Source organism: Sphingomonas limnosediminicola, assembly GCF_039537965.1.
Lineage (GTDB): Bacteria > Pseudomonadota > Alphaproteobacteria > Sphingomonadales > Sphingomonadaceae > Sphingomicrobium > Sphingomicrobium limnosediminicola.
The window spans coordinates 1,806,475-1,828,952 of sequence record NZ_BAABBM010000001.1; the positions used below are offsets into that span (position 1 = coordinate 1,806,475).

At 63.9% G+C, this 22,478-nt stretch carries 23 protein-coding genes and 1 tRNA gene; 14 read left to right on the forward strand and 10 right to left on the reverse strand.

The annotated features are described in order from the left end of the window. Positions 1-84 precede the first annotated feature (84 nt). From ABD704_RS09065 to ABD704_RS09080, 4 genes are all read left to right on the forward strand, one after another. Complete coding sequence (locus ABD704_RS09065) at positions 85-594, forward strand: DUF4402 domain-containing protein (RefSeq protein ID WP_344699359.1); 510 nt, start codon at positions 85-87, stop codon at positions 592-594. Between the two features lie 210 nt (positions 595-804). Then, entirely contained in the window at positions 805-1,296 is a 492-nt protein-coding gene (locus ABD704_RS09070; RefSeq protein WP_344699360.1) for a DUF4402 domain-containing protein, read from the forward strand. Positions 1,297-1,409: 113 nt separating this feature from the next. Next, a complete protein-coding gene (locus tag ABD704_RS09075) occupies positions 1,410-2,240 on the forward strand; it encodes a fimbrial biogenesis chaperone (RefSeq protein WP_344699361.1) in 831 nt (276 codons plus the stop codon). A gap of 27 nt (positions 2,241-2,267) precedes the next feature. Next, positions 2,268-4,955: an MSCRAMM family protein gene (locus tag ABD704_RS09080; RefSeq protein ID WP_344699362.1), complete on the forward strand. Its 2,688-nt coding sequence runs from the start codon at positions 2,268-2,270 to the stop codon at positions 4,953-4,955. A gap of 24 nt (positions 4,956-4,979) precedes the next feature. Here ABD704_RS09080 and ABD704_RS09085 read toward each other — a convergent pair. Beyond that, positions 4,980-5,066 (reverse strand) — tRNA-Leu (locus tag ABD704_RS09085). 169 nt (positions 5,067-5,235) lie between these two features. Between ABD704_RS09085 and ABD704_RS09090 the strand changes: the two genes are divergently transcribed. Then, a complete protein-coding gene (locus tag ABD704_RS09090; RefSeq protein WP_344699363.1) occupies positions 5,236-5,463 on the forward strand; it encodes a hypothetical protein in 228 nt (75 codons plus the stop codon). A gap of 6 nt (positions 5,464-5,469) precedes the next feature. Here ABD704_RS09090 and ABD704_RS09095 read toward each other — a convergent pair whose 3' ends face one another. Beyond that, positions 5,470-6,378 carry a zinc-ribbon domain-containing protein gene (locus tag ABD704_RS09095; protein WP_344699364.1) on the reverse strand — a complete coding sequence of 303 codons (909 nt, stop codon included), beginning with the start codon at positions 6,376-6,378 and terminating at the stop codon, positions 5,470-5,472. A 113-nt stretch (positions 6,379-6,491) separates the two neighbouring features. On the opposite strand from ABD704_RS09095, the gene ftsE reads away from it, so the two are divergent. Genes ftsE through ABD704_RS09115 form a run of 4 tightly spaced genes read left to right on the forward strand, consistent with a single transcriptional unit; the run spans position 6,492 to position 9,284 of the window. Continuing rightward, positions 6,492-7,205, forward strand: a complete 714-nt coding sequence (gene ftsE / locus ABD704_RS09100) for a cell division ATP-binding protein FtsE (RefSeq protein ID WP_344700524.1) — start codon at positions 6,492-6,494, stop codon at positions 7,203-7,205. Next, positions 7,205-8,074 carry a cell division protein FtsX gene (locus ABD704_RS09105; protein ID WP_344699365.1) on the forward strand — a complete coding sequence of 290 codons (870 nt, stop codon included), beginning with the start codon at positions 7,205-7,207 and terminating at the stop codon, positions 8,072-8,074. The genes ftsE and ABD704_RS09105 overlap by 1 nt, the downstream gene beginning before the upstream one ends. Continuing rightward, complete coding sequence (locus ABD704_RS09110; protein ID WP_344699366.1) at positions 8,071-8,607, forward strand: YdcF family protein; 537 nt, start codon at positions 8,071-8,073, stop codon at positions 8,605-8,607. Before ABD704_RS09105 ends, ABD704_RS09110 begins: the two co-directional genes overlap by 4 nt. Then, positions 8,607-9,284: a lysophospholipid acyltransferase family protein gene (locus ABD704_RS09115; RefSeq protein WP_344699367.1), complete on the forward strand. Its 678-nt coding sequence runs from the start codon at positions 8,607-8,609 to the stop codon at positions 9,282-9,284. Before ABD704_RS09110 ends, ABD704_RS09115 begins: the two co-directional genes overlap by 1 nt. Here ABD704_RS09115 and pheT read toward each other — a convergent pair. Both pheT and pheS read right to left on the reverse strand, forming a co-directional pair. Further along, positions 9,281-11,635, reverse strand: a complete 2,355-nt coding sequence (pheT, locus tag ABD704_RS09120) for a phenylalanine--tRNA ligase subunit beta (protein ID WP_344699368.1) — start codon at positions 11,633-11,635, stop codon at positions 9,281-9,283. The two genes, ABD704_RS09115 and pheT, sit on opposite strands and share 4 nt — an antisense overlap. Further along, complete coding sequence (pheS, locus tag ABD704_RS09125) at positions 11,632-12,693, reverse strand: phenylalanine--tRNA ligase subunit alpha (protein ID WP_344699369.1); 1,062 nt, start codon at positions 12,691-12,693, stop codon at positions 11,632-11,634. The genes pheT and pheS overlap by 4 nt, the downstream gene beginning before the upstream one ends. A 58-nt stretch (positions 12,694-12,751) precedes the next feature. Between pheS and ABD704_RS09130 the strand changes: the two genes are divergently transcribed. After that, on the forward strand, positions 12,752-13,663 hold the full coding sequence (locus tag ABD704_RS09130; protein ID WP_344699370.1) for a DUF5996 family protein: 912 nt from the start codon (positions 12,752-12,754) through the stop codon (positions 13,661-13,663). Here the strand turns inward: ABD704_RS09130 and ABD704_RS09135 are convergent. Next, on the reverse strand, positions 13,660-15,075 hold the full coding sequence (locus ABD704_RS09135) for a helix-turn-helix domain-containing protein (protein ID WP_344699371.1): 1,416 nt from the start codon (positions 15,073-15,075) through the stop codon (positions 13,660-13,662). The two genes, ABD704_RS09130 and ABD704_RS09135, sit on opposite strands and share 4 nt — an antisense overlap. Positions 15,076-15,204: 129 nt before the next feature. Between ABD704_RS09135 and aceA the strand changes: the two genes are divergently transcribed. From aceA to aceB, 3 genes are read left to right on the forward strand one after another with little or no spacing between them, the layout of a single operon-like run. After that, a complete protein-coding gene (aceA, locus tag ABD704_RS09140) occupies positions 15,205-16,497 on the forward strand; it encodes an isocitrate lyase (RefSeq protein WP_344699372.1) in 1,293 nt (430 codons plus the stop codon). A gap of 10 nt (positions 16,498-16,507) precedes the next feature. Beyond that, positions 16,508-16,705: a DUF4170 domain-containing protein gene (locus ABD704_RS09145; RefSeq protein WP_344699373.1), complete on the forward strand. Its 198-nt coding sequence runs from the start codon at positions 16,508-16,510 to the stop codon at positions 16,703-16,705. A gap of 44 nt (positions 16,706-16,749) precedes the next feature. Continuing rightward, on the forward strand, positions 16,750-18,270 hold the full coding sequence (gene aceB / locus ABD704_RS09150; RefSeq protein WP_344699374.1) for a malate synthase A: 1,521 nt from the start codon (positions 16,750-16,752) through the stop codon (positions 18,268-18,270). A gap of 7 nt (positions 18,271-18,277) precedes the next feature. Here aceB and ABD704_RS09155 read toward each other — a convergent pair whose 3' ends face one another. Further along, positions 18,278-19,087, reverse strand: coding sequence for a L,D-transpeptidase family protein (locus ABD704_RS09155; RefSeq protein WP_344699375.1), 810 nt, complete (start codon positions 19,085-19,087; stop codon positions 18,278-18,280). Positions 19,088-19,250: 163 nt separating this feature from the next. Here ABD704_RS09155 and ABD704_RS09160 point away from each other — a divergent pair, with 163 nt between their 5' ends. Continuing rightward, positions 19,251-20,039 (forward strand): hypothetical protein, encoded by a 789-nt coding sequence (locus ABD704_RS09160; protein WP_344699376.1) that lies wholly within the window; start codon positions 19,251-19,253, stop codon positions 20,037-20,039. A 63-nt stretch (positions 20,040-20,102) separates the two neighbouring features. On the opposite strand, the gene rplT is transcribed toward ABD704_RS09160, so the two are convergent. The 4 genes from rplT to ABD704_RS09180 all read right to left on the reverse strand — a co-directional run bounded on the left by rplT (position 20,103) and on the right by ABD704_RS09180 (position 22,446). Then, entirely contained in the window at positions 20,103-20,471 is a 369-nt protein-coding gene (gene rplT, locus ABD704_RS09165; protein WP_344699377.1) for a 50S ribosomal protein L20, read from the reverse strand. 14 nt (positions 20,472-20,485) lie between these two features. Further along, entirely contained in the window at positions 20,486-20,689 is a 204-nt protein-coding gene (rpmI, locus tag ABD704_RS09170) for a 50S ribosomal protein L35 (protein WP_028968696.1), read from the reverse strand. A gap of 132 nt (positions 20,690-20,821) precedes the next feature. Continuing rightward, the gene (locus ABD704_RS09175; RefSeq protein ID WP_344699379.1) at positions 20,822-21,478 is read right to left on the reverse strand and encodes an SDR family oxidoreductase; all 657 of its coding nucleotides are present in this window, start codon (positions 21,476-21,478) and stop codon (positions 20,822-20,824) included. Between the two features lie 32 nt (positions 21,479-21,510). Further along, a complete protein-coding gene (locus ABD704_RS09180; protein ID WP_344699380.1) occupies positions 21,511-22,446 on the reverse strand; it encodes a ribose-phosphate pyrophosphokinase in 936 nt (311 codons plus the stop codon). Positions 22,447-22,478: the final 32 nt, after the last annotated feature.

The following is a 22,478-nucleotide window of genomic DNA, read 5'->3' on the forward strand; positions in this document are numbered from 1 at the left end:
AAAGGTGAAAGCGATTTTGGTTAATGGGCAAGCTACGGATGTCGGGCTTCTGACACTCGTTGCTCGGAACAAGTGGGGATCGTCATGACCAGGTTTCTCTCGACGGCTGTTGCCGCCGCGCTTGCGCTAACTGGCACAACCGCCCAGGCCGCATCGCCTTCGGCGCAGGCTACCGGAACAGCCAGGATCTACAAGCCGCTGACAATCCAGAAGACGCAGGATCTCGACTTCGGCACGATCGTCCTTGCGGGCGCCAGCTTCACTGGAGAAATCGTCCGCGTGAACACCTCGGGGCCGGTGACGTGCGGCAGCGGCGGCGGCAACCTGACCTGTGGTGGCGCCCCCACTCCGGCGAAGTTCCACCTTGTCGGTTCGAACAACGCGGCCGTCACCGTTACGTCCCCGTCGTTCAATCTTACTGGTCCGTCGACCTTGGTTGTGACGCCGACGTCGACGACCCAGACCGTGAATTTGGGCGCAGCCGGCCTGACTACGGGCATCGACGTGCTACTTGGCGGTTCGATCACGCTCGCATCGACGACGCCGGACGGCGTCTACACCGGCACGTGGACGGTCACTGCAGATTACCAATAAGTCAGATTTCAGAAGCGGCACTGCCGCGAAAGTGGGGGAGAGGGGTCGCCGTGTGGGGCGGCCCCTTCTTCGTTGCCCAATGGACGTCGACAATACCTCGAAGGTTAACGTCGGCGCCATGGTTGACCGAAATTCAACCATTTCAGTTGTACGTGAGCCCCCATGTCTTGCGGGCTCGATCGAGGGAAGGCGTTGCAACTGTCCGCGTCCTTGAAGGCGATCGCCCTGCTGATGGCCGCCAGCTGCTGCGGCTCGTCGGCCTCCGCTGCGACGATCACCGCAACGGTGAACGCCGGGACTATCAAGCCGCTCGTTGTGACGATGCTTCAAAGCCTCGATCTTGGATCGATTACCCTGGCGCCGGGTAGTTGGAGCAATGCGACCATCTCGCTGTCGCAGACCGGCGCGTTCAGCTGCTCCAATCCGAATACGATTTGCAGTGCGGCGACGGCCGTAGCCAAGTACAACGTCCAAGGTTCGAACAATCAGACCGTGCGGATCAGTGTGCCAAATGTCACGATGACCAACCAAAGCGATGCGACCCAGACGCTGACCCTGGTCACGGACGCTCCGGCCAGCGTGATTTTGACGTCCTCGGGTATTCCGGGTGTCGATTTCAGCATCGGCGGGTCGATTACCGTCAGCGCCACCACAGCGGCGGGTACGTACGCCGGCACCTTCAACGTCACCTGCGACTATTAGGCCCGGCAGGCCGATTTTCTCCCCGCTTACGCGCCATGGTTGACCGAAAATCAACCATTCTGGAGCAAAGATGGAGCGATCGCTCCGTGTGGGAGCAAAGTGGGGATCGCTAGATGACTGTTTGGACCAGGGCTTTTGCATCGGCCGCGCTTGCCGCCGCGCCATTCTTCGCATTCTCGACGGCAGCTCAGGCCGGCGTCGGCGACTTGCTCGTCGCGCCCACCCGCATCGTTCTGGACGGGCGGAAGGGCACGGAAATCGTGCTCAACAATATCGGCGACGAGCCGGCGACCTACCGCGTATCGGTCGAGTTCCGCCGCATGACGCCGAGCGGATCGCTCGAGGACGTGGCCACGCCCACCGCCGCCGACAAGACCGCCGAGGATATGCTGATCTACGCGCCGCGCCGCGTTACGCTTGCGCCGCACGAGCCGCAGGCGATCCGTATCGCCGCGCGTCCGGGCCAGGGCGTTCCCGATGGCGAATATCGCGTCCACCTGCTTTTCCGCGCCATCCCGCCTGCCAACCCGGTTGTACAGACGGCCGCGGCCGAGCAGCCGAAAGGCCTCCGTTTCCAGCTGACCCCGGTATACGGAGTGACCATCCCGGTCATCGTCCGCCTCGGCAATCTCCAAGCGACGGCCGGGATTACAAATGTTCATCTCGACAAGAAGGATGGGCAGCAAGTCGTTTCCCTCGACCTTCAGCGGCAGGGCGCGCGCTCGACCTTCGGTGAAGTCCGTGTGCTGAAAGCCGGACTGAAGGATCCGGTGGCGCTGCAGAAGGGCATCGCCGTCTACACCGAGGTTAACAGTCGGCATGTCGCCATTCCGGTCAACCCTGACTTCAAGGGGGCGGTTTCCGGCCCTGTGACTGTCCAATATGTAGAGACGTTCGACGATGGCAGTCACGTGATTGCCGAAACACAGGCGACGCTCCGCTAACGGAGGGGCGGCTCCGGAGTTCACGTCATGTTGGGCCGCGGCAAGTGGCTGCGCAAGGCCGCCGTGCTTGTCGCGATGTGCGCGGGCGCGGCCGTCGGCGCATCGGCGCCACCGCCGTCGACTGCGGCGTCGTGGAAGGCAGAGCCCGACGAGCAGTTCCTGCTCGATGTCAACATCCGCCAGCTTCGGCTCGGCGACGGCGTCCGTGCGTACAACACGCCCGAGGGCACTTGTGTCGTCTTAGGCGACTTTCTGACCGCGCTCGACGTGCCGATGCGCATCGATCTGGGGGCCAAAAAGGCCAGCGGTTGGGCTTTCACGGAAGCCAACCGCATCTCCGTCGACCTTGCGAGCGGTCAGGCGTCCTATGGCGCCAAAAAGGAAGCGATCGCGCCGGGAACGGTGCGCGAGGTTCCCGAAGGCTGGTGCGTCCAGACCCAAGCGCTCACGCGGTGGTTCGGGATTGGCGTGAAGCCAATGACGGCCGGCGCCGTGCTGATGCTCGATTCGCCTGCCAAATTGCCCGTAGAGCTCGCCATGGAGCGCCAACAGCGAGCGGCGCATCTCAAGCCCGCCAGCTTCGACCTTTCATCCTTGCCGCACGTGCGCGTGCCCTATCGAATGTGGCGCTCTCCGGCACTCGACTTTGTCGTCAGTGCTGGGGCCACCTATCGTGCCAGCGATGGAATCCGTGTCGATCGCCAGAGCTCAATCATCGCCGCCGGCGAGATTGCGCGCCTGTCCTATGAAGCACAGCTCAGCACGACGCAGGCGGGCAAGCCGAACATGGTGCGGCTCCGCGCCTATCGATCTGACCCCGACGGCAATCTGCTAGGGCCACTGCACGCGACGCATTTCGGGTTCGGCGACGTTGCCGGATTCGACACTGGCTTGACCGGCTCACTTGCCGCTGGCCGCGGCGGCGTCATCACGAACCGCCCCCTTGCGGCTCGGGTGGCGTTCGATCGCACCCGATTTGAGGGCGATCTGCCCAGCGGCTGGGAGGCAGAGATATACCGCAATGGGGAGCTTCTTGCCTTCGCCAAGCCGGACGCCAGCCAGCGCTATGTCTTTGACAACGTGCAACTAATCTACGGCGAGAACGACATCGAGATTCGCTTGTATGGCCCGCAGGGCCAGATTCGGGCGCGGCATGAATCGGTGAACGTCGGTCAGGACAACGTGCCCGCCGGCAAGACCTGGTACTGGGCTGGCTTCAACCAGCCGGGGAAAGACCTCTTCACGCTCGAAAAGCCCCCGGATACCTCCACCCTGCCCAAGGGACAGGCGGCAGTTTCAGTTGAGCATGGCATCAACGAGCGGACGTCGGTGGGCGTGCTGGCGCGCGCCATGCTCCTCGGCGACGAACACGTGACGTTCGTCGAGGGCGATGTTCGACGATCGATCGGCCCAGCACTGGTCGAGTTGGGCGCTGCGCGCGAAAGCGGCGGCGGCTTCGCGGCGCATGCCCAAATACTGGGCAAGTTCGGGAGCGTCGCCGTGAGTGCCGAGGCTGTTGTCGCGAATGATTTTCATTTGCGGGGCGGTGACCGACAAAGCGTGCGCGAAGGCCGCATCTCCATCGACACACCGCTGCGAATCGGCCGGACCATGCTGCCCGCCCACGCCGAAGTGCGCATGACAAGCAAGCCCGATGGCGGGAGCCAGCTCGAGGTGGCAGCACGATTGTCTGCGAACATTGATCGCTTCAATCTCTCGACCGACGTCCGCTACACCAAACAACGCCTGGCAGGCGGCCTATCGCCCGGCGGCGAACTCAATTTTGGCTTCATCGGCACCGGTCGCGTCGGTGATGTGCGGCTGAGGGCTGGCGGCAGCTTCGACGTCACGCCATCGGCGCGCTTCCGATCTGCAGAATTGTCCGCTTATTGGTCAGCGTCCGAAAACATCGATTGGCAGGGGGACCTCGTCTACGACGCCGACGCGCATCGCGGGCGAGCCAGGATTTCGCACATTCGGCGGATGAACAGCTTCGCGCTTGCACTGACAGGCGAAGGGGCCACTGACGGCTCGATCGCGCTCGGCGTCAATTTGAATTTTTCTCTCGACCCTGCGCACGGGCTGAGCTTGTCGCGTAGACCGCTCGCACAGGCGGGGGCGGTTCGCGCGACCGTCTACCGCGATCTCAACGACAATGGCGTGCGCGATTCGTCCGAGCCGCTCGAAAAGGGCGCCGTAATCACGACAGGAAGTGTCCTCTCCGAGAAACCCACCGACGCGAAAGGTGCGGTAACCATCGGCGGACTTACCGCCTACCAGCCGATCGCTGTCGGTCTCGACCAGACAAGCCTTGCCGACCCCATGCTGGTGCCGAAGAAGGCGTTGCAAGTCGTGGTGCCGCGGCCCGGCGTCCCGGCCGACGTGCAGATCGGTCTCGTGGGCGGCGGCGATATCGAAGGCGCGCTGGTAAAGAGCGGTGGCCTGGGCTTTGAAGGCCTCGATCTTGAGTTGGTCGACAGCGCCGGCAAGGTCGTTGGCACCGCGCGCACAGACTATGACGGTTTCTTCCTGTTTGAGCGCGTGGCTTACGGCAGATACGCAATCCGCATTTCGAAGGATTCGGCCGCCGCGGCGAAGATCTCAACCGACGTTGGCCTGACGGTCCAGGTAAGTGCAGATAAACCGGTGGTCAGGCTCGGCTCCGTGCAGGTTCGCCCTGTCGCAATCCTTGCGTCGACCGCCGCGACGCCCTGACGGGCAGGATTTCCCCATAATCATTGGTGCGGTCGAGAAGACTCGAACTTCCACGGCCTTTCGGCCACAGCGACCTCAACGCTGCGCGTCTACCAGTTCCGCCACGACCGCACGTCATGAAATAGCAGGCCGACCGGAATGGTCGCCGCCACTGGCAAGGCGGCGCGTCTAGCAAAGGCGCTAGAAGGGCGCAATGGCGTCTCCGGCGAAGCAAATTCGCTCCGTTTCGGCACAATCCCTAACAAGCTGTTTACCATTGCCGAGCCTAGGCGTTAGCGTGATGCCTATGCTTCTTCTGGCCGCCGCCGCTGCACTATCGGCTCCACCTGACGAGGCACGTTCTCCGACGGTCGTGACGGTCCAAGCGCGTGCCGTAGTGCGCATTATCTCGGCGGTCACTTTGCGTCTCGGCGAAGGCGCCTTGAGCGGCGATGCGCCGCCGGCACGTGACGCGACGGTTCATCCTGGCGGCATCGCCCAGAAAGCAAGTCTCATTGAATTTGAATGATTTAGCTCAGGCCTTCGGGCCGAGCGAGATCGTGAGTTCGTCGCCGCCGGGCGGGACGTTGACCTCGGCGCTGTTGAAACTCGCGCTAGCGCCCGGAGGGAGTGAGCGCGCTGGCGGTTGAATGGTCCACCTGTAGACGATTTGGCCCGACTTGCTGCGGAGCTGCGCCTGGATAGGCGGGACATCCTGCTCCGTTCCGGTGGGATTGATGACCCGCCCAGTGACGGTGAAGAGCTCGTTCCCACTTTCGAGCTTCTGGCGATCCATATGGGTCGTCAACAGCGTCAGCTTGCTGACGGCGCCGCCGGTTAAACCGACGCGGGCCTTCAGGTCGGCTGGCGCGAGGAAGTAGAACGCCGCCGCGGCCAGCGCGACTAGCAAAGCGATGATCAGGATGACCAGGATCGGACTGCGCCGTTTCGGCTCGAGATCGTCGCCCGCAGGGAACGGACTGAATTCGTCATCCGCGGCCTCGGCCACGGGCGGCTCGCGCCAGTCGGCAGCGACCATCGCGACGGAATCGGGGAGCGAAGTCCCGTCGATATTTGCGGACAAGTCGCGCGCGTGCTGCTCGGCTGCATATTCCGCGGCCTGCCGTTCCTGCGCTTCTCCAGGCTCGTCCGCAGCCTGTGCTGTCTCAGAAGTCTCGACGGGCGCTTCCGACTGGGCGGACTCGACAATCGACTCCTCGTAGGCGCGTTCTTCTGCTTCCGGACCGCTTCGCGGCTCGATCAACGTCGCTCCGGCGATGCTTTCTTCCGCCGGTGCACCTTGATCGTCCTCGACGTCCGAAGTCTCGGGATCCTGATGCCAGCTGTGCTTGCAAGAAGCGCAGCGAACCTGCCGCCCGTGCGGCGGAATGGCACCGTCCTTCACCACATATTGCGTCGAGCAATTTGGGCAGGTGAGGATCATTACTGCAAAAGGCCTCTTCCGGGACGGTGAGCGCAGGGTAAACAGGAATGCGCTTGTCTTGGCAAGGCGCGAGCCCGGTCACCGGGTCGAAGGAAAGCGGGAAGGGGACGAAACTGTCGGAAGTTGCGGAATTCGATAGCGTCGGGCTTCGGTACGGCACCGGGGCCGAGGTGCTGCGCGATCTCGACTTCCGCCTGGGCAGGGGCGGGTTCTATTTTCTCACCGGCCCTTCGGGCGCAGGCAAGACGTCGCTTCTGAAGCTGCTTTACCTCGCGCAGCGGCCGACGCGCGGCCGGATCCGCCTTTTCGGAGAGGAGTTGACGGAGGCACCGCGCGAAAGCTTACCGCAATTCCGGCGCCGGATCGGCGTCGTCTTCCAGGACTTTCGGTTGATCCGCCACCTTTCGGCGTTCGACAATGTCGCGCTTCCACTCCGGCTGTCGGGCGCCACCGAAGAGCAAGTCGAAGGGCCGGTGCGCGAAATGCTTGCCTGGGTCGGCCTCGCCGATCGCGCAAGTGCGCGTCCGCCGACGTTGTCGGGCGGCGAGCAGCAGCGCGTCGCAATCGCGCGCGCCGTTATCAACCGGCCGGACTTGCTAGTGGCGGACGAGCCGACGGGCAACGTCGATGCCGAGATGGCGCAGCGGCTGATGCATCTGTTCGGCGCGCTAAACCGGCTTGGCACCACGGTGGTCGTCGCAACCCACGATATCGGTCTGATCAGCGCGACGCCGGGTGCGCGCCTGATACGGCTGGAGAATGGCACGCTCGTAGATCCAACCGGCACATTGCGAAATCCGCCGCGACCGGTGCGAGGACAGTCCTGATGTTTGATTGGCTATTCGCGTCGCAGGCGGAACGGAGGCTTCTCGGCGGCGGACGTTTGCGCGGTCCGACGGCGTGGGTCGTCGCGATCATGAGCTTTTCGATCATGGTCATCGCGGCGGCCGGACTCGCGCTTGCGAATACCGCGGGTACGCTAAGCGGTGCGATCGAAGCGCGCTATGCCGTCGAGGTACCGGGCGGGAGCCCGAACTTGGCGAACACGCTGGAAGCGGTTCGTCAGTCGCCTGGCGTTACTTCGGCGCAGGCCGTCCCGGAAAGCGAAATGCGCAAGACGCTCGAGCGCTGGCTCGGCGAGGCTGCGCAGAGCAGAGACCTGCCGGTACCTGCGTTGATCAACTTCGACGTCCGGCCTGGCTTCGACATTTCAGCCATTCAGCAGCGGGTGCAGGCGACGGCGCCCGGTGCAACAATCACGGCTCACCAGGAGGCCGTCGGTCCCCTGCTTCGCTCGCTCCGACTGCTGCAGTGGGTCGCGTTCGGTCTGGTCCTGTTGCTGAGCGTCGCGGCCTGCGCCGCCGTGGTCCTGGCGGCCCGCGGTGCCCTCGACACGCATCGCTTCACGATCGAGGTCATGCATGGGATCGGCGCTACAGATGGACAGGTGACCAACCTCTTCCAGCGCAAGATTGCGATCGACGCACTGGTTGGCAGCCTCGCTGGCGCGGTGGCTGCCGCACTCGTTCTCCTCGGACTTACTGCGGGCGCAAGCTTTGCGGGCGAGCTCACCGGCGGCGCGACGCTGAGCGCCGGCAACCTCATTCTCCTTGCGTTGCTTCCCATTGCGCTCACCGCACTTGCAACCTGGGTTGCCCGAACGGCCGTGCTCGCGGCATTGCGCCAGGCACTATGATCAGCCGCCTCGTTTCGCTCCTTCTGCTCACTTATCTGCTCGGCTTCGTGATCTTCGCATTCACGTTGGGTAAGCCGGCGCCGACGAACGCCGCAACGACGGACGCTGCCGTCGTCCTGACTGGCGGCAGCGGCCGGATTGAGCACGGCGCGGACGTCCTTCACGATGGCAAAGCCAGGCGGTTGCTCATTGCCGGTGCCGACCCCTCCGTGACCAAAGCCGACCTCGCACGGCGGCTGAAGGGCGATGGCAAGATCCTCCAGTGTTGCGTGGATCTCGGCAGCGAGTCCGTCGACACGCGCTCGAACGCGGAAGAAGCGAGCCGTTGGCTGACGCAGCACAAGTTTCATTCGCTCCGGCTCATTACCAGCGACTGGCACATGCGACGCGCGCGCTATGAATTCGAACGGGTGCTCGGCGCCAAATATAGCCTCGTGACCGATGCGGTGCGCACAGAGCCCAGCTTCCTCACGCTCTTTGGCGAGTACAACAAATACGTCCTTCGGCGCATTGCGGTTTGGGCCGACATCTGATGGCGGCCCTTCGGTCGCTGCTCTACGCGGCGATTTTCTACCCCGGCACGGTAGTCTTTGTTCTCGCCGGCATTGTTGCGACCTTGTTTGGCGACAAGCCGACGCTCGCCGTTGTCCTGGGCTGGGTCCGGTTCCATCATAGGCTCTGCGAGCACGTCCTAGGTATCACCTCGCGGATGGAGGGGGAGATTCCGAGTGGCGCATACCTCATCGCGGTCAAGCACGAGGCGATGTACGAGACGCTGGAGATGGTGCGGCTGACGAACCTGCCGGTCATCGTCCTGAAGCGCGAACTCGCCGATATCCCGCTCTTCGGAACACTGACGCGGCGTTATGGCGTCATTCCCGTCGAGCGCTCGGCCGGCGCAAAGGCGCTCCGCGACATGGTTGCGGCGGGCAAGAAGGCGGTCGAGACGGGGCGCTCGGTCATCATTTATCCGGAGGGAACGAGAGTGGGGGCGGATGAGGCGCCTCCCCTGCGGCCCGGTTTTGCCGGTCTCTATCGCGCCCTTAATATGCCGGTGGTGCCAATCGCCGTCGACAGTGGACGCTTATGGGGCCGAGGACTGATCCACCGTCCTGGGGCCATCACATTCCGGGTCGGTGAAACGATCCCGCCCGGCCTAAAGCGCGACGAAATTGAAGCGAGAGTACACCGCGCGATTAATGCGCTTTAGGTGCGCAGGCGCGCGCCCTGCTTCTCCGCCGCGCTGACGATCCGCCGCGAGATTTCCGCCAGTTGCTCCTCGGTGAAGCTCTTCTCGACCGGCTGAAGCGTCACTTCGAACGCGAGCGACAAGCCCTCGAGCGCTTCGAAACGATCGAACAAGCGGACGCCAGTGACCGCAGCTTTGTCGCTGCCGCGGATGGCGCGAGCTAGGCTCTCCGCCGGTGAGTCAGCCGGAACGATAAAGGCGAAGTCGCGCGTAACAGGCTGCAACGCCGGCGGGGCGTAGGCTGAGCGCGCGTGACCGCTCGAGCGCGGCGCGGGAATTGCGTCGAGATATATCTCCGCCGCCACCGTTCCTGCCGGAGCGTCCAGTTGCTTCTGCAGGCGCGGATGAAGCTCCCCAAAGCTGGCAAGGATCGTCTTCGGGCCGAGGCCAAGCTTGGCCGAACGGCCGGGATGCCAAGTCGGACCAGCGTCTGGAAACACCTGCAGATTCCCGACCGGTGCGCCAGCGGCGTCGAGCAACGCGCTGACCTCCGCCTTCACGTCGAACACGTCGAATGGCTGCGCTTTGCCCGACTGCCATTCGCGCCCGCGGCGTTCGCCCGCAAGCAACAGGCCGAGCGTCGCATGCTCGGCATCCCCCAAGTAGCGGCGGCCAAGCTCGAAAAGGCGCACCGACGACGCGCCACGGTCGACATTGCGCCGTGCGGCCGCGATGAGGCCCGGCAGCAGCGAGGGCCGCATGACCTTGAGTTCTTCACTGATCGGATTGGCGAGGCGCCAGTCGGCGCCGCCAAGCGCTTCAGCCTCGGCATTCGAAATGAAGCTCCAGTTGACCGCTTCGTCCAGCCCTCGCGCGGCGGCGGTGCGGCGTACCTGTCGTTCCACCAGCTGCGAGCGCGTCGCAGTGGGGCGAGCGACCCCGGGCGCGCGATCAAGCGGCGTCGCCGGCACTTCGTCATACCCAACGATGCGGGCAACCTCCTCGACCAGGTCGGCCGGGCCCTCGACGTCGCGGCGCCAGGTTGGAATGGTCAGGTCACTGCTACTCACCTCGAAACCGAGGCCCGCCAGGATGTCGCGCTGGCGGGCTTCCGGGACATCGATGCCGCCGAGCGCTTTGGTCCTTGCATAATCGAACTGGATAGTGCGACGCTCGACCGGGGGCTCGCCCACGCGAAGCGCGTTCGATGCCTCGCCGCCGCAAATGTCGAGAATGAGGCCGGTCAGGATTGCCAAGCCGTCGTCGAGGAATGCTGGGTCGACGCCCCGCTCGAAGCGGCTGCGGGCGTCGCTGGTAAGGCCGAGCGCTTGTCCCGTGCGCGCGATCCGCGATGGGGTGAAGTAAGCGACTTCGAGCATCACCTCGGTCGTCGCCTCGCTCACCCCCGAATCCTCGCCGCCCATGATGCCGCCGATGTCGTGCACCTGAGCGTCGTCGGCGATCACCGTCATGAACGGCGCAAGCACATATTCCTTTTCGTTGAGCGCCAGTACCTTTTCGCCGTCACGCGCGGGGCGAGCGGTCAGCCCGCCGGACAGCTTAGCGATGTCATAGGCGTGTGCCGGGCGGCCATGATCCAACATCACATAATTGGTGATGTCGACCAACGCTGAGATCGGACGCTGTCCCGCCGACTTCAGCCGCCGCTGCATCCAGTCGGGCGAAACGCCATTCTGCACGCCACGCACCGCGCGCCCGAAGAAGGCAGGGCAGCCGTCCGGGTCCTGGATGCGGATTGGAACGGAGCAGTCGAAGCTTCCTTCGATCTGTGGAATCGCCAGGGGCTTTAAGGTGCCCATACCCGCCGCAGCGAGATCGCGAGCAATGCCACGCACGCCCATGCAATCTTGCCGGTTCGGCGTGACGTTCACATCGAACACCGGATCGTCGAGCCCGGCATATTGTGTGTAGGGCGTGCCCACTGGCGCGTCGGCGGGAAGCTCGATGATACCGCTATGATCGTCGCCAAGCTCGAGCTCGCGCGTTGAGCACATCATCCCGCGACTCTCGACGCCGCGGATCGCGGCCACTTTCAGCGTCAGGTCCGACCCCGGCACGTAAGCGCCCGGCGGCCCGAACACGCCGAGCATGCCCGCGTGCGCGTTGGGCGCGCCGCAGACCACCTGGATGTTCTCGCCCGTGCCGGCATCCACTGTCAGCACCTGCAGTTTGTCCGCCTGCGGATGCTTTTCGGCGGTGAGCACCTTGGCGACGCGGAAGGGCGCCAGCGCTTCGGCGGGGTTGGTGACTTCTTCGACCTCAAGGCCGATGGCGGTCAGCTTGTCGGCGATTTCCTGCGCCGAAGCATTCGTGTCGAGATGCTGCTTCAGCCAATCGAGCGAGAACTTCATGCGCCGACTCCGCCCGACAGCGTCGGCACGTCGAGCGCGCGGAAGCCGTAATGCTTGAGCCAGCGGATATCGCCGTCGAAGAAGGCGCGCAGGTCATCCATTCCATATTTGAGCATCGCTAGCCGGTCGATGCCGCAGCCGAACGCAAAGCCCTGCCACTCGTCGGGGTCGAGCCCCATGTTCGAAAGGACGCGCGGGTGGACCATTCCGCTGCCGAGAACCTCCATCCAGCCTTCCTGTCCGCCGACGACGCGTCGGCCTTTCTCCATCGACCAGCCTACGTCGACCTCGGCCGACGGCTCTGTGAACGGGAAGTAAGACGGGCGCATGCGCAGCACGACGTCGTCGCGCTCGAAGAAGGCCTTGAGAAAGGTTTGCAGCGTCCACTTCAGGTGGCCGAGCGTGATGCCGCGATCGATCACCAATCCTTCGATCTGGTGGAACATCGGCGTGTGCGTCGCGTCGCTGTCGGAGCGGTACACGCGGCCGGGGGCGATGGCGTAAAGCGGCGCGCCCTGGCTTTCACCGGCGCGGATCTGCACCGGCGAGGTGTGGGTGCGAAGGACGCGTGGCTCTTCGTCAGGCGTGCGCGGTTCCAGGTAGAAAGTGTCCTGCATCGCCCGCGCTGGATGGTTTTCCGGCATGTTGAGCGCGGTGAAATTGTACCATTGCGTCTCGATCTCCGGCCCTTCGGCGACCGAGAAGCCAAGATCGGCGAAGATTTCGGCGAGTTCGTCCATCACCTGGCTGACCGGGTGGACGGTGCCGGTGATGTTTTCAGGCGCCGGAAGCGACAGATCGACGCGTTCCGTCGCAAGCTTTCGCTCCAGCTCGGCCGTCTCCATCGCCTCCTTGCGATCGGCGAGAGCTGTGATGACGGCCTCGCGAAGGGCGTGGATCTTCGGCGCCTCCGCAGCGCGGGTGTCGGGATCCATTGAGCCGAGCGACTTGAGCTTGGCCGTGATCTCTCCCGACTTGCCGAGCAGGGACACCCGCACGGAATCGAGATCTTGCAAGGTTTCGGCGGCGGCAATGCGGTCAATCAGCGCGTCGGACATGGCCGAGGGCCTTAGCCGTGCGCGCGCAGGAATTGCAAAGGCGTGTTAAGGACTGACCATGAGCGACTGGCCCGAACTGAGCGCGGAGCGCGACCACGAGACCCTGACGATCCTCCACATGGCAGCGCAAATGCTTGGCAAGATAAGGGTGGCGAATGCCCCCTGGACCAATCATGGTTGGCACGTTGCGCTGCAGCCAAACGCACGGGGGCTGTCGACCCTGCCGACGGAGGCTAGCGACAGTCGAACTTTCACGCTGACGCTCGATCTATGCCGCCATGCGATCGTGCTATGGGTCAGCGACGGCTCGCGCGAAGAGGTGCCGCTGAACGCCGGCAGTGTCGCCACGCTGCACCAGCGGTTGCTCCGCGTGCTCGACCGCCACGATCTGCCGATGACGTTCAGCGGCACGCCCAACGAAGTCGAAAACGCGGTGCCGTTCGCGATGGACAAACAGTTTCGCGACTATGATCGCGATTCGGCCGAGCGATTCCGCGAGGCGCTAGCGGCGATGATGCCCGTGTTCGGGCATTTCCGCGCTGGCTTCAGCGGCAAGTCCAGTCCCGTTCATTTTTGGTGGGGCTCGTTCGACCTGGCGACCAGCCGTTTCTCCGGCCGCAGGGCGCCGCCGCATCCCGGCGGCGTGCCGGGGCTGCCTGATCGCATCACCCGCGAGGCCTACAGCGACGAAGTGGCGAGCGGCGGCTTTTGGGCTGGCGGCGCAATCAAGGCCGAGCCCTTCTTTTACAGCTACATCTATCCCGAGCCGGAGGGATATCGGTCAGCCAAGGTCGCGCACGGCCGTTTCGACGAAACCTTCGGCGAATATGTGCTGCCCTACGCAGAAGTGCGCGCTGCACCGGACCAGGAAGCGATGCTCGGCGAGTTCCTGCAATCGGCTTATGAAGCAGGCGCTGATCTCGCGAAATGGGACCGCGCGGCGCTGGAGCGGAAGCCCGTCGCGCCCTAGCTTGGGACGAACGGATACGGCGAAATCGTCTTCCGATTCTCTTCCACTGCCAGCATCCGTCCCGCGGGTGCGGTGGCGCGATAGGGGCACTGGAGGCGCGGGCAGACCGCGCAGGCCGGTCCGACCGGCGTCGCCGGCGTGTTCAACAGGTCGAGCCCATCAGCGTAAGCGATCCGCGGCGCGTGCTTGATGTCGCAGCCGAGCCCGATGGCCAGAAGCGCGTCATCTCGCAGGTCGGGCCTGATCGGCCGCTCGATCGTCCGGCTGATGGTGAAGAAGCGCTGCCCGTCCGGCGTCTCGATCAGCTGGCGGATCGTCTGGCCCGGCGTCTGGAAAGCATTGTGCAAGTGCCAACGCGGGCAGGTGCCGCCGAAGTGGGAGAAGGGGAAAGCCTCGCCAGCATAGCGCTTAGAGATGTTCCCGGCCGGATCGACCCGCAGCATGAAGAAGGGCACGCCCTTTGCACCCGGCCGCCCCAACGTGGTCAGGCGGTGCGCCACCTGTTCGACGTTGGACCCGAACTGCGCACACAGCCGGTCGATCGCATAGCGATATTCCTCCGCCGCGCGCAGGAACTTGCCGTAGGGCATGATGATCGCGCCCGCGGCGTAGTTTGCAAAGCTCATGTGGAGCAGGCGGCGGCTGCCCGGGTCCGGCGGCCGGGCCGCTTCAAGCATCTGCGCGATGATCGGTGCGAATTCGAGCAGCGCGAGCTGGTACGCGAGACCGAATTGGCGGTTTTCGGGTCGCAGCAGCGATGACAGCATCAATACGCGGCGTTGTGGATCGTATTGCTGGCTCGCGTCTTCGAGGATTTCGGGCCCGACCACACGTACCTCGACGCCCCAAGCATCCTTGAGGCGAAGGCGAAGCGGCTCGGCCGTCGATAGAGGGTGGACGAGGGCCCCGCCCAGCGTCTCCGATGCTTCCTCCAGCTCCGGCCAGTGATTGCGCTGGGCCTGGATATAGTCGCGAACCCAAGTCTCCGGGGTGATCAGGACCCGCGGGTCGGATCCGGCGGCTTCGGCCTCGGCCGGCTGGCGCTGAAGCTCGCGAAAGGCCGTGTAGAGGCGCGAAATGCCGTCGGCGACTGCGGGTGCATTGTCGGCCAGCTCGACCAGCTCGGACCGGCTGACGCCGAGGTCTGAAAGCATCGGGTCGGAGAAGACCTCGCTCAGCTGGTTCGCTCCGCCGCCTTCGCCGCTTTCCGACGCAAAGGTCTTCACGTCGACGTCGAAGCCCTGCGCCAGGCGGAGCAGGATGCCTGCAGTCACCGGCCGCTGGTTGCGCTCGAGGTGATTCAGGTATGAGGCGGAAATGCCGAGCTCACCGGCCATCTGGCTCTGGTTGAGCCCGCGCTCACGTCGTACCCGCTTGAGCCTGGCGCCGAGGAAGAGCTTCCGTTGGAGCATGGTCTGTGAAATTGTCAAAGAATTTACAAAAGCACAAGTTTGAAGTCGACATGTAAGCTCTTCTCTGTGCGACATTTACCATGCCGATGAGTTCTCCTGCTCCTGACAACGCGACTCAGGGGAATGGAAATGAACGACTTCGGACTGGTGGTGGCGGCGCCCAACGGGCGGTTCGACGGGATCGAACGGCCGTACGGCGTCGAGGATGTGCTGAAGCTTCGCGGCTCCGTGCCGATCGAGCATTCCCTCGCCCGCCGTGGCGCGCTGAAGCTGTGGGAACTGCTTCACCAGGACGAACCAGTGCGCGCACTCGGCGCCCTCTCCGGGAACCAGGCCATGCAGATGGTCCGCGCGGGGCTGAAGGCGATCTATCTGTCCGGCTGGCAGGTCGCGGCGGACTCCAACGTCTCGGGCTCCATGTACCCAGACCAATCACTTTACCCGGCCAACTCCGGGCCGGAACTGGCGAAGAAGATCAACAAGACGCTGCAGCGCGCCGACCAGATCGAGCATATGGAAGGCGGCGCGAAGCGCGACTGGTTCGCGCCGATCGTCGCCGACGCGGAAGCCGGCTTCGGTGGCCCACTCAACTGCTTCGAGATCATGAAGGCCTATATCGAAGCGGGCGCGGCCGGCGTTCACTTCGAGGACCAGCTCGCGAGCGAGAAGAAATGCGGTCACCTCGGCGGCAAGGTGCTGATCCCTACGCAGGCAGCGGTCCGCAACCTTGATGCCGCTCGCCTCGCCGCCGATGTCTGCGGCGTTCCGACCATCATTGTCGCCCGGACCGACGCTGAGAGCGCCAAGCTCATCACCAGCGACGTCGACGAACGCGACCAGCCTTTCATTAACGGCGAGCGGACACCTGAGGGCTTCTTCCGCCTGAAGGACGGCACCGGACTCGATCATTGCATCGCGCGCGGCCTGGCTTTTGCGCCGCACGCCGACCTCCTGTGGTTTGAAACCAGCCACCCGAATATTGAGGAGGCGCGCGCCTTCGCCGAGGGCATCCACGCCCAATATGCGGGCAAGCTGCTCGCCTATAATTGCTCACCCAGCTTCAATTGGAAGGCGAAGCTCGATGAACAAACCATCGCCAACTTCCAGCGGGAGCTTGGCGCCATGGGGTACAAATATCAGTTCGTGACACTGGCCGGCTTCCACAGCCTCAACCACGCGATGTTCGAGCTAGCAAGCGCCTACCGCGACCGCGGCATGGCGGCCTATTCCGAACTGCAGCAAGCCGAGTTCGATAGCGAGGCGGCTGGCTACACCGCGACCCGCCACCAGCGCGAAGTCGGCACCGGCTATTTCGACGCGATCGCCACCGCCGTTTCCGGTGGCCAGGCATCCACCGTCGCGCTCGCAGAATCCACCGAGGCCGCCCAGTTCCAAGGGAACGAAGCGGTCGCGGCCGAGTAGGAGAGAAATCATGGGACACCGTTACTGGGTTATCGGCGGCCATTATGCGGACTGCCGCTTCACGGATCTCGAGCCGGGCACCGAAATCGTGCACGGGCCGTATAGCGACGAGATCAAGGCGCGAATGCAATGGCAGCGACTGACCTTCCGCGACCGCTGCGGCGCGACCGAACGCTACTCGATCTGCGTGGAGCCGGTGCTACAGTGAGCAGCGTGCTGGATATTTCCCCTATCATCGCCGAACCTTGCAGGGTGCGCGGCGCGGCGGACATCCTGACGCCGAGCGCGCTGGAGTTTCTGTCGGAGCTTCACGAGCGCTTTGACGGGCGCCGGCTCAATCTGCTCGACAAGCGGGCCGATCGTCAGGCCCGGTTTGACGCCGGCGAGCTGCCGGACTTTCCAGCCGAGACGCAGGAAATCCGCGACGCGGAATGGACTGTCGGCGCCATCCCGCACGATCTGCTCGATCGGCGCGTCGAGATTACCGGCCCGACCAATGCCAAGATGGTCATCAACGCGCTCAATTCAGGCGCGAAGGTCTTCATGGCTGATTTCGAGGACGCCACTTCACCGGTTTGGGAGGAACTGATTCAGGGCCAGGTGAATCTGCGCAATTACTGGAATGGCCGCCTCGACTACAGCGACCCCGACAGCGGCAAATATTATGCCGTCGGCGACAATCCCGCCGTGCTCATGGTCCGGCCGCGCGGCTGGCACCTCAACGAAGAGCATGTGACCGTGAACGGCGAGGAAGTCTCGGGCGCTTTGTTCGATTTCGCCATGTACGCCTGGCACAATGCGAGATCGTCGCTGGCGCACGGCTCCGGCCCATATTTTTACCTACCGAAGCTCGAAAGCCGGCACGAGGCCGCACTGTGGAGCGACGTCTTCGCGATTGCCGAGAGCAAGCTTCGGCTCGAGCGCGGAACGATCAAGGCGACGGTGCTCATCGAAACGCTTCCGGCGGCGTTCGAGATGGATGAGATCTTGTACGCGCTGCGCGAGAATATTGTCGGCCTCAACTGCGGCCGCTGGGACTACATCTTCAGCTACATAAAGCGCCTTGGGCGATCGCCGAGCAGGCTGACGCCGGACCGCGCACTGATGACGATGGATAAGGCCTTCCTTGCTGCTTACTCGCTGCGTCTGGTGTCGACATGCCACCGCCGCCAAGCGTTCGCGATGGGCGGCATGTCGGCCTTCATCCCCGTGAAGGGGGATGAAGCTGCCAACCAAAGCGCTCTCGACAAGGTCCGCGCCGACAAGCAGCGCGAGGTCGGCAACGGCCATGACGGCACCTGGGTCGCGCACCCGGCGCTGGTCCCGATTGCGATGGAAGTGTTCGAGACGCTGCACGGCCCAAACCAGTTGTCGAAGATGCCGGCCCATATCCCCGGCCGCGACGAGATGCTGCAGCTGCACGAGGGTCCACGCACCGAAGCTGGTGCCCGCGAAAACATCCGCGTCGGCGTCCAATATCTCGCGGCCTGGCTTGGTGGAAAGGGCGCGGTGCCCCTCTACAATCTCATGGAAGACGCAGCTACCGCGGAGATCTGCCGCACGCAGCTATGGCAATGGCTGAAGTTCGAAGCGCGTCTGGCCGACGGGCGCAGCTTCGACCTCGACTTGTTCGAGCAATGGTACGACGAGGAGGTCGGGCTGCTCGCCGAGGTGCCCAACATCGGCGAGGCCGCGCAGCTGTTCCACAACATGATCGTCTCTGACGACCTCGTCGAGTTCCTCACGCTCCCGGCCTACGAGTTGCTGGACTAGGCTACGCTTATTGAAGCGAGGTTAGCTGCATCCGGCTCTGGGGATCGAGATAGCTGATCATGATCGGCACGGGGCGGGGCAGTAACACGTTGTCCTCGGGCACGGATGCTACCGGCGGATCCTTGCCGAGAAGCCAACGCGCGAGCCTCTGCGCATCCTCCAAACGCACGCAGCCATGACTCAGGGCGCGCATGTCTGCCGAAAAGAGTTCTTTCTTCGGGGTGTCGTGCAGATAGATGCCGTCGCCGTTGGGCAATTCGAATTTGAAATGCCCAAGGGAATTCGCGGGGCCTGGCCGCTGGCGAATGAAGACTCGCGTTTGGCCGGCCGCAACCGCTTTCCAGTCCACGCTGTCCGGCGAAATCACCTGGGCCCCTGGCCCCCATTCGGTGACGACTTCATACCCCTGCTGGATCAGGTAGGCTTTGCCGTCCTTGAGCACGCGTGGTGCAATTAGCGTCCTCGTGAGGTCGGCGCCGACGTGCCAGTACGGGTTCACCGTTGCATAGTTGATCACGCTCTTGAGGACCGGCGTCGGCGTTTCGGGCTTGCCCACGATCACCTTCATCGAGTCCTGAACGCGGCCGTCCATCATCATGTACAGGCGGGCCGAGGCGGCATCGACGAGGACATAAGGCCCGCGCACCGGGATTTGCGCGCTGGGCAACGAGTCGACGTAAAGCTGCGGAACGATCGCACCCGCAACCGGTCCAAGTGCTGGCGAGAAACTGACAAATGCGAAGGCGCCGAGCGCGATCGACGAAGTTATCGTGCCCGCGATCCAATACTTGCGTCGATCAGATGTGCCTGCGCTCATCGCTTATTGCCCCGCCAGCGCCGTACGCCAAATCGGCTTCAGAGGCGAGTCATCTCGCCCGATTACCGCGCATCGTTCCGGCATCGGAAGAAGTGGAACCCCACTTGATGCGCGCATCCAACCAGATAAAGGCCGGCGTTAGGACACTTCGGGGGTGAAGAACGTGGCCACACTAGCTCAAGCGCCATCGTCGCCGGCGGTAGGCGACGAACGATTCTTCCTGCGCGGTGCCATCGTGATGACGATCACGATCATCGCTGGCTTCTCGTTGCAATATGCGATGGGCCGGTCGACCTTTGGCGCGCCGCTTCGCGTTCACGCTCACGCCATCGTCTTCATGGGTTGGGTGGCGATCTACCTGCTGCAGAACATCTTCGTCGCAACCGACCGGATGAACCTGCACCGCCGCCTCGGCTGGATCGCCGTCGGCTGGATGGTGCCGATGATCGTCATGGGCTGCATCGTCACAGTGGCCATGTTGCGGAACGGCACCGTGCCTTTCTTCTTCCGGCCGCTGCAGTTCCTGATTTTCGACCCGCTAACCCTGTTCGCCTTTGCCGGGCTGACCATTGCCGCGGTAATCAACCGCAAGCGTACCGAATGGCACCGTCGCCTGCACTTCTGCGGCATGTCTCTGCTGCTTGGCCCGGCGTTTGGACGCTTGCTGCCCATGCCGCTGCTGCAGCCCTGGGCATGGGAGGCGGCGTTCGCGGCGACCATGCTGTTCCCGATCGCCGGCGTCATCGCTGACCTCAGGCGGAGCGGTCGCGCCCATCCGGCCTGGTTTTATGGCATCGCCTCCATGATCGGCGCTTTCGTCCTAATCGAGGCGATCACCTACAGCCCTGTCGGAACAGGCATCTATGATTTGGTCACCGCCGGGTCACCTGGCGCATCGATCGATCCGCTCGCCTTCGGGACACCCCGGTCAGGTCCCGTCACCGGTCGCTGATAAAAAGGAAAGGGCGCCGCGGATTGCTCCGGGCGCCCTTTGCCTTGTCTCCGTGATGAAAGCTTAGGCCGCCTTCTTCTCCAGCGCGCTCTTCGCTTGCGCGATGATGGCGCTGAACGCCTCCGCTTCGTGCATCGCAATGTCCGCGAGAACCTTGCGGTCGAGCGTGACGCCGGCAAGGTTCAGCGCGTGAATGAACTGGCCGTAGGTCAGTCCTTCGGCGCGAACCGCGGCGTTGATGCGCTGGATCCACAGGGCGCGGAAGCTCCGCTTCTTCACCTTGCGATCGCGATAGGCGTACTGCCCGGCCTTCTCGACGGCCTGACGGGCGACGCGGATCGTGTTCTTGCGACGGCCGTAATAGCCCTTCGCCTGTTCCAGGAGCCGTTTGTGCTTGGCGCGGGTGGTTACACCCCGTTTGACGCGTGCCATGTCTTATCCGCTCCTTACTTGAGGCCGTACGGGGCCCAGGCCTTCACGCGCGCCGTGTCGGCGTCTGCGAGAATTTCCGTGCCGCGGTTCTGGCGGATATACTTGGCGTTGTGGCTGATCAGCCGGTGGCGCTTGCCAGCGACGCCGTGCTTGATCTTGCCGGTGGCGGTGAGCTTGAAGCGCTTTTTGACGCCGCTCTTCGTCTTCAGCTTGGGCATTTTCGTCTCCTTTGTGCGTCCCGAAGGACGCGACGTTATCCGATCGCCACGGCATGCCTTTTGGCCGGGCCATTGGTTTTCCAATGATCTGGAAAGCGGGCGCCTATAGAGAGCGATGCTCGCTAAGGCAACCTACCAGGCGTGCCGCGAACCGTCTCTTTTGAAGAATCCGCCGCTATCGTCTGGGCCGAGCCGTTCGATCAGCGCGCGCATTTCAGAGACGCTTTGCTCTGGCGGCGTCGGCGCATTGGCGCCTCCCATCCGCGTCTTCACCCAGCCGGGATCGAGGACAGCGGTGACAACGCCAGGGCGCTGGGCTTCTACGGAGAGCGCATGCCACGCCATGTTAAGCGCCGCCTTTGAGCTTCGATAAGGCGCGTAGCCGCCGGAGCTTTCACCGATGCTGCCCATGCCGCTGGTCAGCGCCATCAGCTTCCCTTTCGCGTCCGCAACTTGCCGAAGCACCGATTTCGCTAGCAGGTATGGAGCGACCGTGTTGGTCACCAGCATCGCTGCCCAAGCTCTTCCGTCTTCGGCAGTCTGAGCCTGCTCCGGCTTCCAGGTCCCCGCGTTGGCAATCAGCAGGTCGAGGCGGTCGATGCGCGAGCCGAGCGCGACGACCGCGTCGAGGTTCTGCATATCGAGCTGCTCGATCCGGGCGGCGACCTGGTCGAGCTCCGGGCTGGCTTGCCGGGCGGTGGCAATGACTTCCCAGCCGTCGGCGGCATATTGGCGCGCGAACTCGAGACCGATGCCACGGTTCGCGCCGGTGATGAGGACTGTGGGCATGGGCACTCAACGCGTGCCTGCTGAGAAGTTCCTCAGTCGAACAGGCTGGAGACCGAGCTTTCGTCCGCAATCCGCCGCACGGCCTCGCCGAGCAAGGGCGCGACGCTCAGGCGGCGGATCTTGCTGCCCTTGGGATCGGCTTCGCCGGTCCAGATCGTGTCGGTGACCACCAACTCGCTGAGCTCGGACTTGGCCACGCGGGCCGCGGCGCCGCCGGAAAGCACGCCGTGCGTGCAATAAGCGAATACCTCCGTCGCGCCCTGTTGCTTCAGCGCGGCCGCGGCGTTGCAAAGCGTGCCCGCCGAATCGACGATGTCGTCGATCAGCACGCAGGTGCGGCCTTCGACGTCACCGATGATATTCATGACTTCGGATTCGCCCGCCCGCTCGCGGCGCTTGTCCACGATGGCCAGCGGCGCGTTGTCGAGCCGCTTAGCGAGCCCGCGCGCGCGCACAACGCCGCCGACGTCCGGCGACACGACGAGTAGATTGCGGTTGGCCATCCGCGCCTGGATGTCGGTCGCGATGACGGGTGAAGCGAAAAGGTTATCGGTTGGGATGTCGAAGAAGCCCTGGATCTGACCCGCGTGCAGGTCGATCGAAAGGACGCGGTTCGCCCCCGCAGTCGTGATCAAATTCGCGACCAGCTTGGCCGATATCGGTGTCCGCGGCCCGGGCTTCCGGTCCTGCCGGGCATAGCCGAAATAAGGCACGACCGCCGTGATCCGCTTCGCAGACGCGCGCCGGAGCGCGTCGATGCAGATCAGCAGCTCCATCAGATTGTCGTTGGCCGGGTAGCTCGTGGACTGGATCACAAATACGTCTTCGCCGCGGACGTTCTCGTTGATCTCGACGAACACTTCCTCATCGGCGAACCGTCGCACGCTGGCGTCGGTCAGCGGCACCTCAAGATAGTCTGAAATGGACCGGGCCAGCGGTAGGTTGCTGTTCCCTGCAAGCAATTTCATGCGCGTGTTCCCCGAGGCGAGACTCGGCTTTA

Coding starts and splice junctions, on each gene's coding strand:
- ABD704_RS09105 (WP_344699365.1), top strand. CDS start 7,205: ATGTTTGATTGGCTATTCGCGTCGCAGGCGGAACGGAGGCTTCTCGGC.
- ABD704_RS09095 (WP_344699364.1), bottom strand. CDS start 6,378: ATGATCCTCACCTGCCCAAATTGCTCGACGCAATATGTGGTGAAGGAC.
- ABD704_RS09145 (WP_344699373.1), top strand. CDS start 16,508: ATGGGACACCGTTACTGGGTTATCGGCGGCCATTATGCGGACTGCCGC.
- ABD704_RS09130 (WP_344699370.1), top strand. CDS start 12,752: ATGAGCGACTGGCCCGAACTGAGCGCGGAGCGCGACCACGAGACCCTG.
- ABD704_RS09115 (WP_344699367.1), top strand. CDS start 8,607: ATGGCGGCCCTTCGGTCGCTGCTCTACGCGGCGATTTTCTACCCCGGC.
- pheT (WP_344699368.1), bottom strand. CDS start 11,635: ATGAAGTTCTCGCTCGATTGGCTGAAGCAGCATCTCGACACGAATGCT.
- rplT (WP_344699377.1), bottom strand. CDS start 20,471: ATGGCACGCGTCAAACGGGGTGTAACCACCCGCGCCAAGCACAAACGG.
- ABD704_RS09065 (WP_344699359.1), top strand. CDS start 85: ATGACCAGGTTTCTCTCGACGGCTGTTGCCGCCGCGCTTGCGCTAACT.
- ABD704_RS09155 (WP_344699375.1), bottom strand. CDS start 19,087: ATGAGCGCAGGCACATCTGATCGACGCAAGTATTGGATCGCGGGCACG.
- ABD704_RS09075 (WP_344699361.1), top strand. CDS start 1,410: ATGACTGTTTGGACCAGGGCTTTTGCATCGGCCGCGCTTGCCGCCGCG.
- ABD704_RS09180 (WP_344699380.1), bottom strand. CDS start 22,446: ATGAAATTGCTTGCAGGGAACAGCAACCTACCGCTGGCCCGGTCCATT.
- ABD704_RS09135 (WP_344699371.1), bottom strand. CDS start 15,075: ATGCTCCAACGGAAGCTCTTCCTCGGCGCCAGGCTCAAGCGGGTACGA.
- pheS (WP_344699369.1), bottom strand. CDS start 12,693: ATGTCCGACGCGCTGATTGACCGCATTGCCGCCGCCGAAACCTTGCAA.
- aceA (WP_344699372.1), top strand. CDS start 15,205: ATGAACGACTTCGGACTGGTGGTGGCGGCGCCCAACGGGCGGTTCGAC.
- ABD704_RS09175 (WP_344699379.1), bottom strand. CDS start 21,478: ATGCCCACAGTCCTCATCACCGGCGCGAACCGTGGCATCGGTCTCGAG.
- ABD704_RS09080 (WP_344699362.1), top strand. CDS start 2,268: ATGTTGGGCCGCGGCAAGTGGCTGCGCAAGGCCGCCGTGCTTGTCGCG.
- rpmI (WP_028968696.1), bottom strand. CDS start 20,689: ATGCCCAAGCTGAAGACGAAGAGCGGCGTCAAAAAGCGCTTCAAGCTC.
- ABD704_RS09110 (WP_344699366.1), top strand. CDS start 8,071: ATGATCAGCCGCCTCGTTTCGCTCCTTCTGCTCACTTATCTGCTCGGC.
- ABD704_RS09090 (WP_344699363.1), top strand. CDS start 5,236: ATGCCTATGCTTCTTCTGGCCGCCGCCGCTGCACTATCGGCTCCACCT.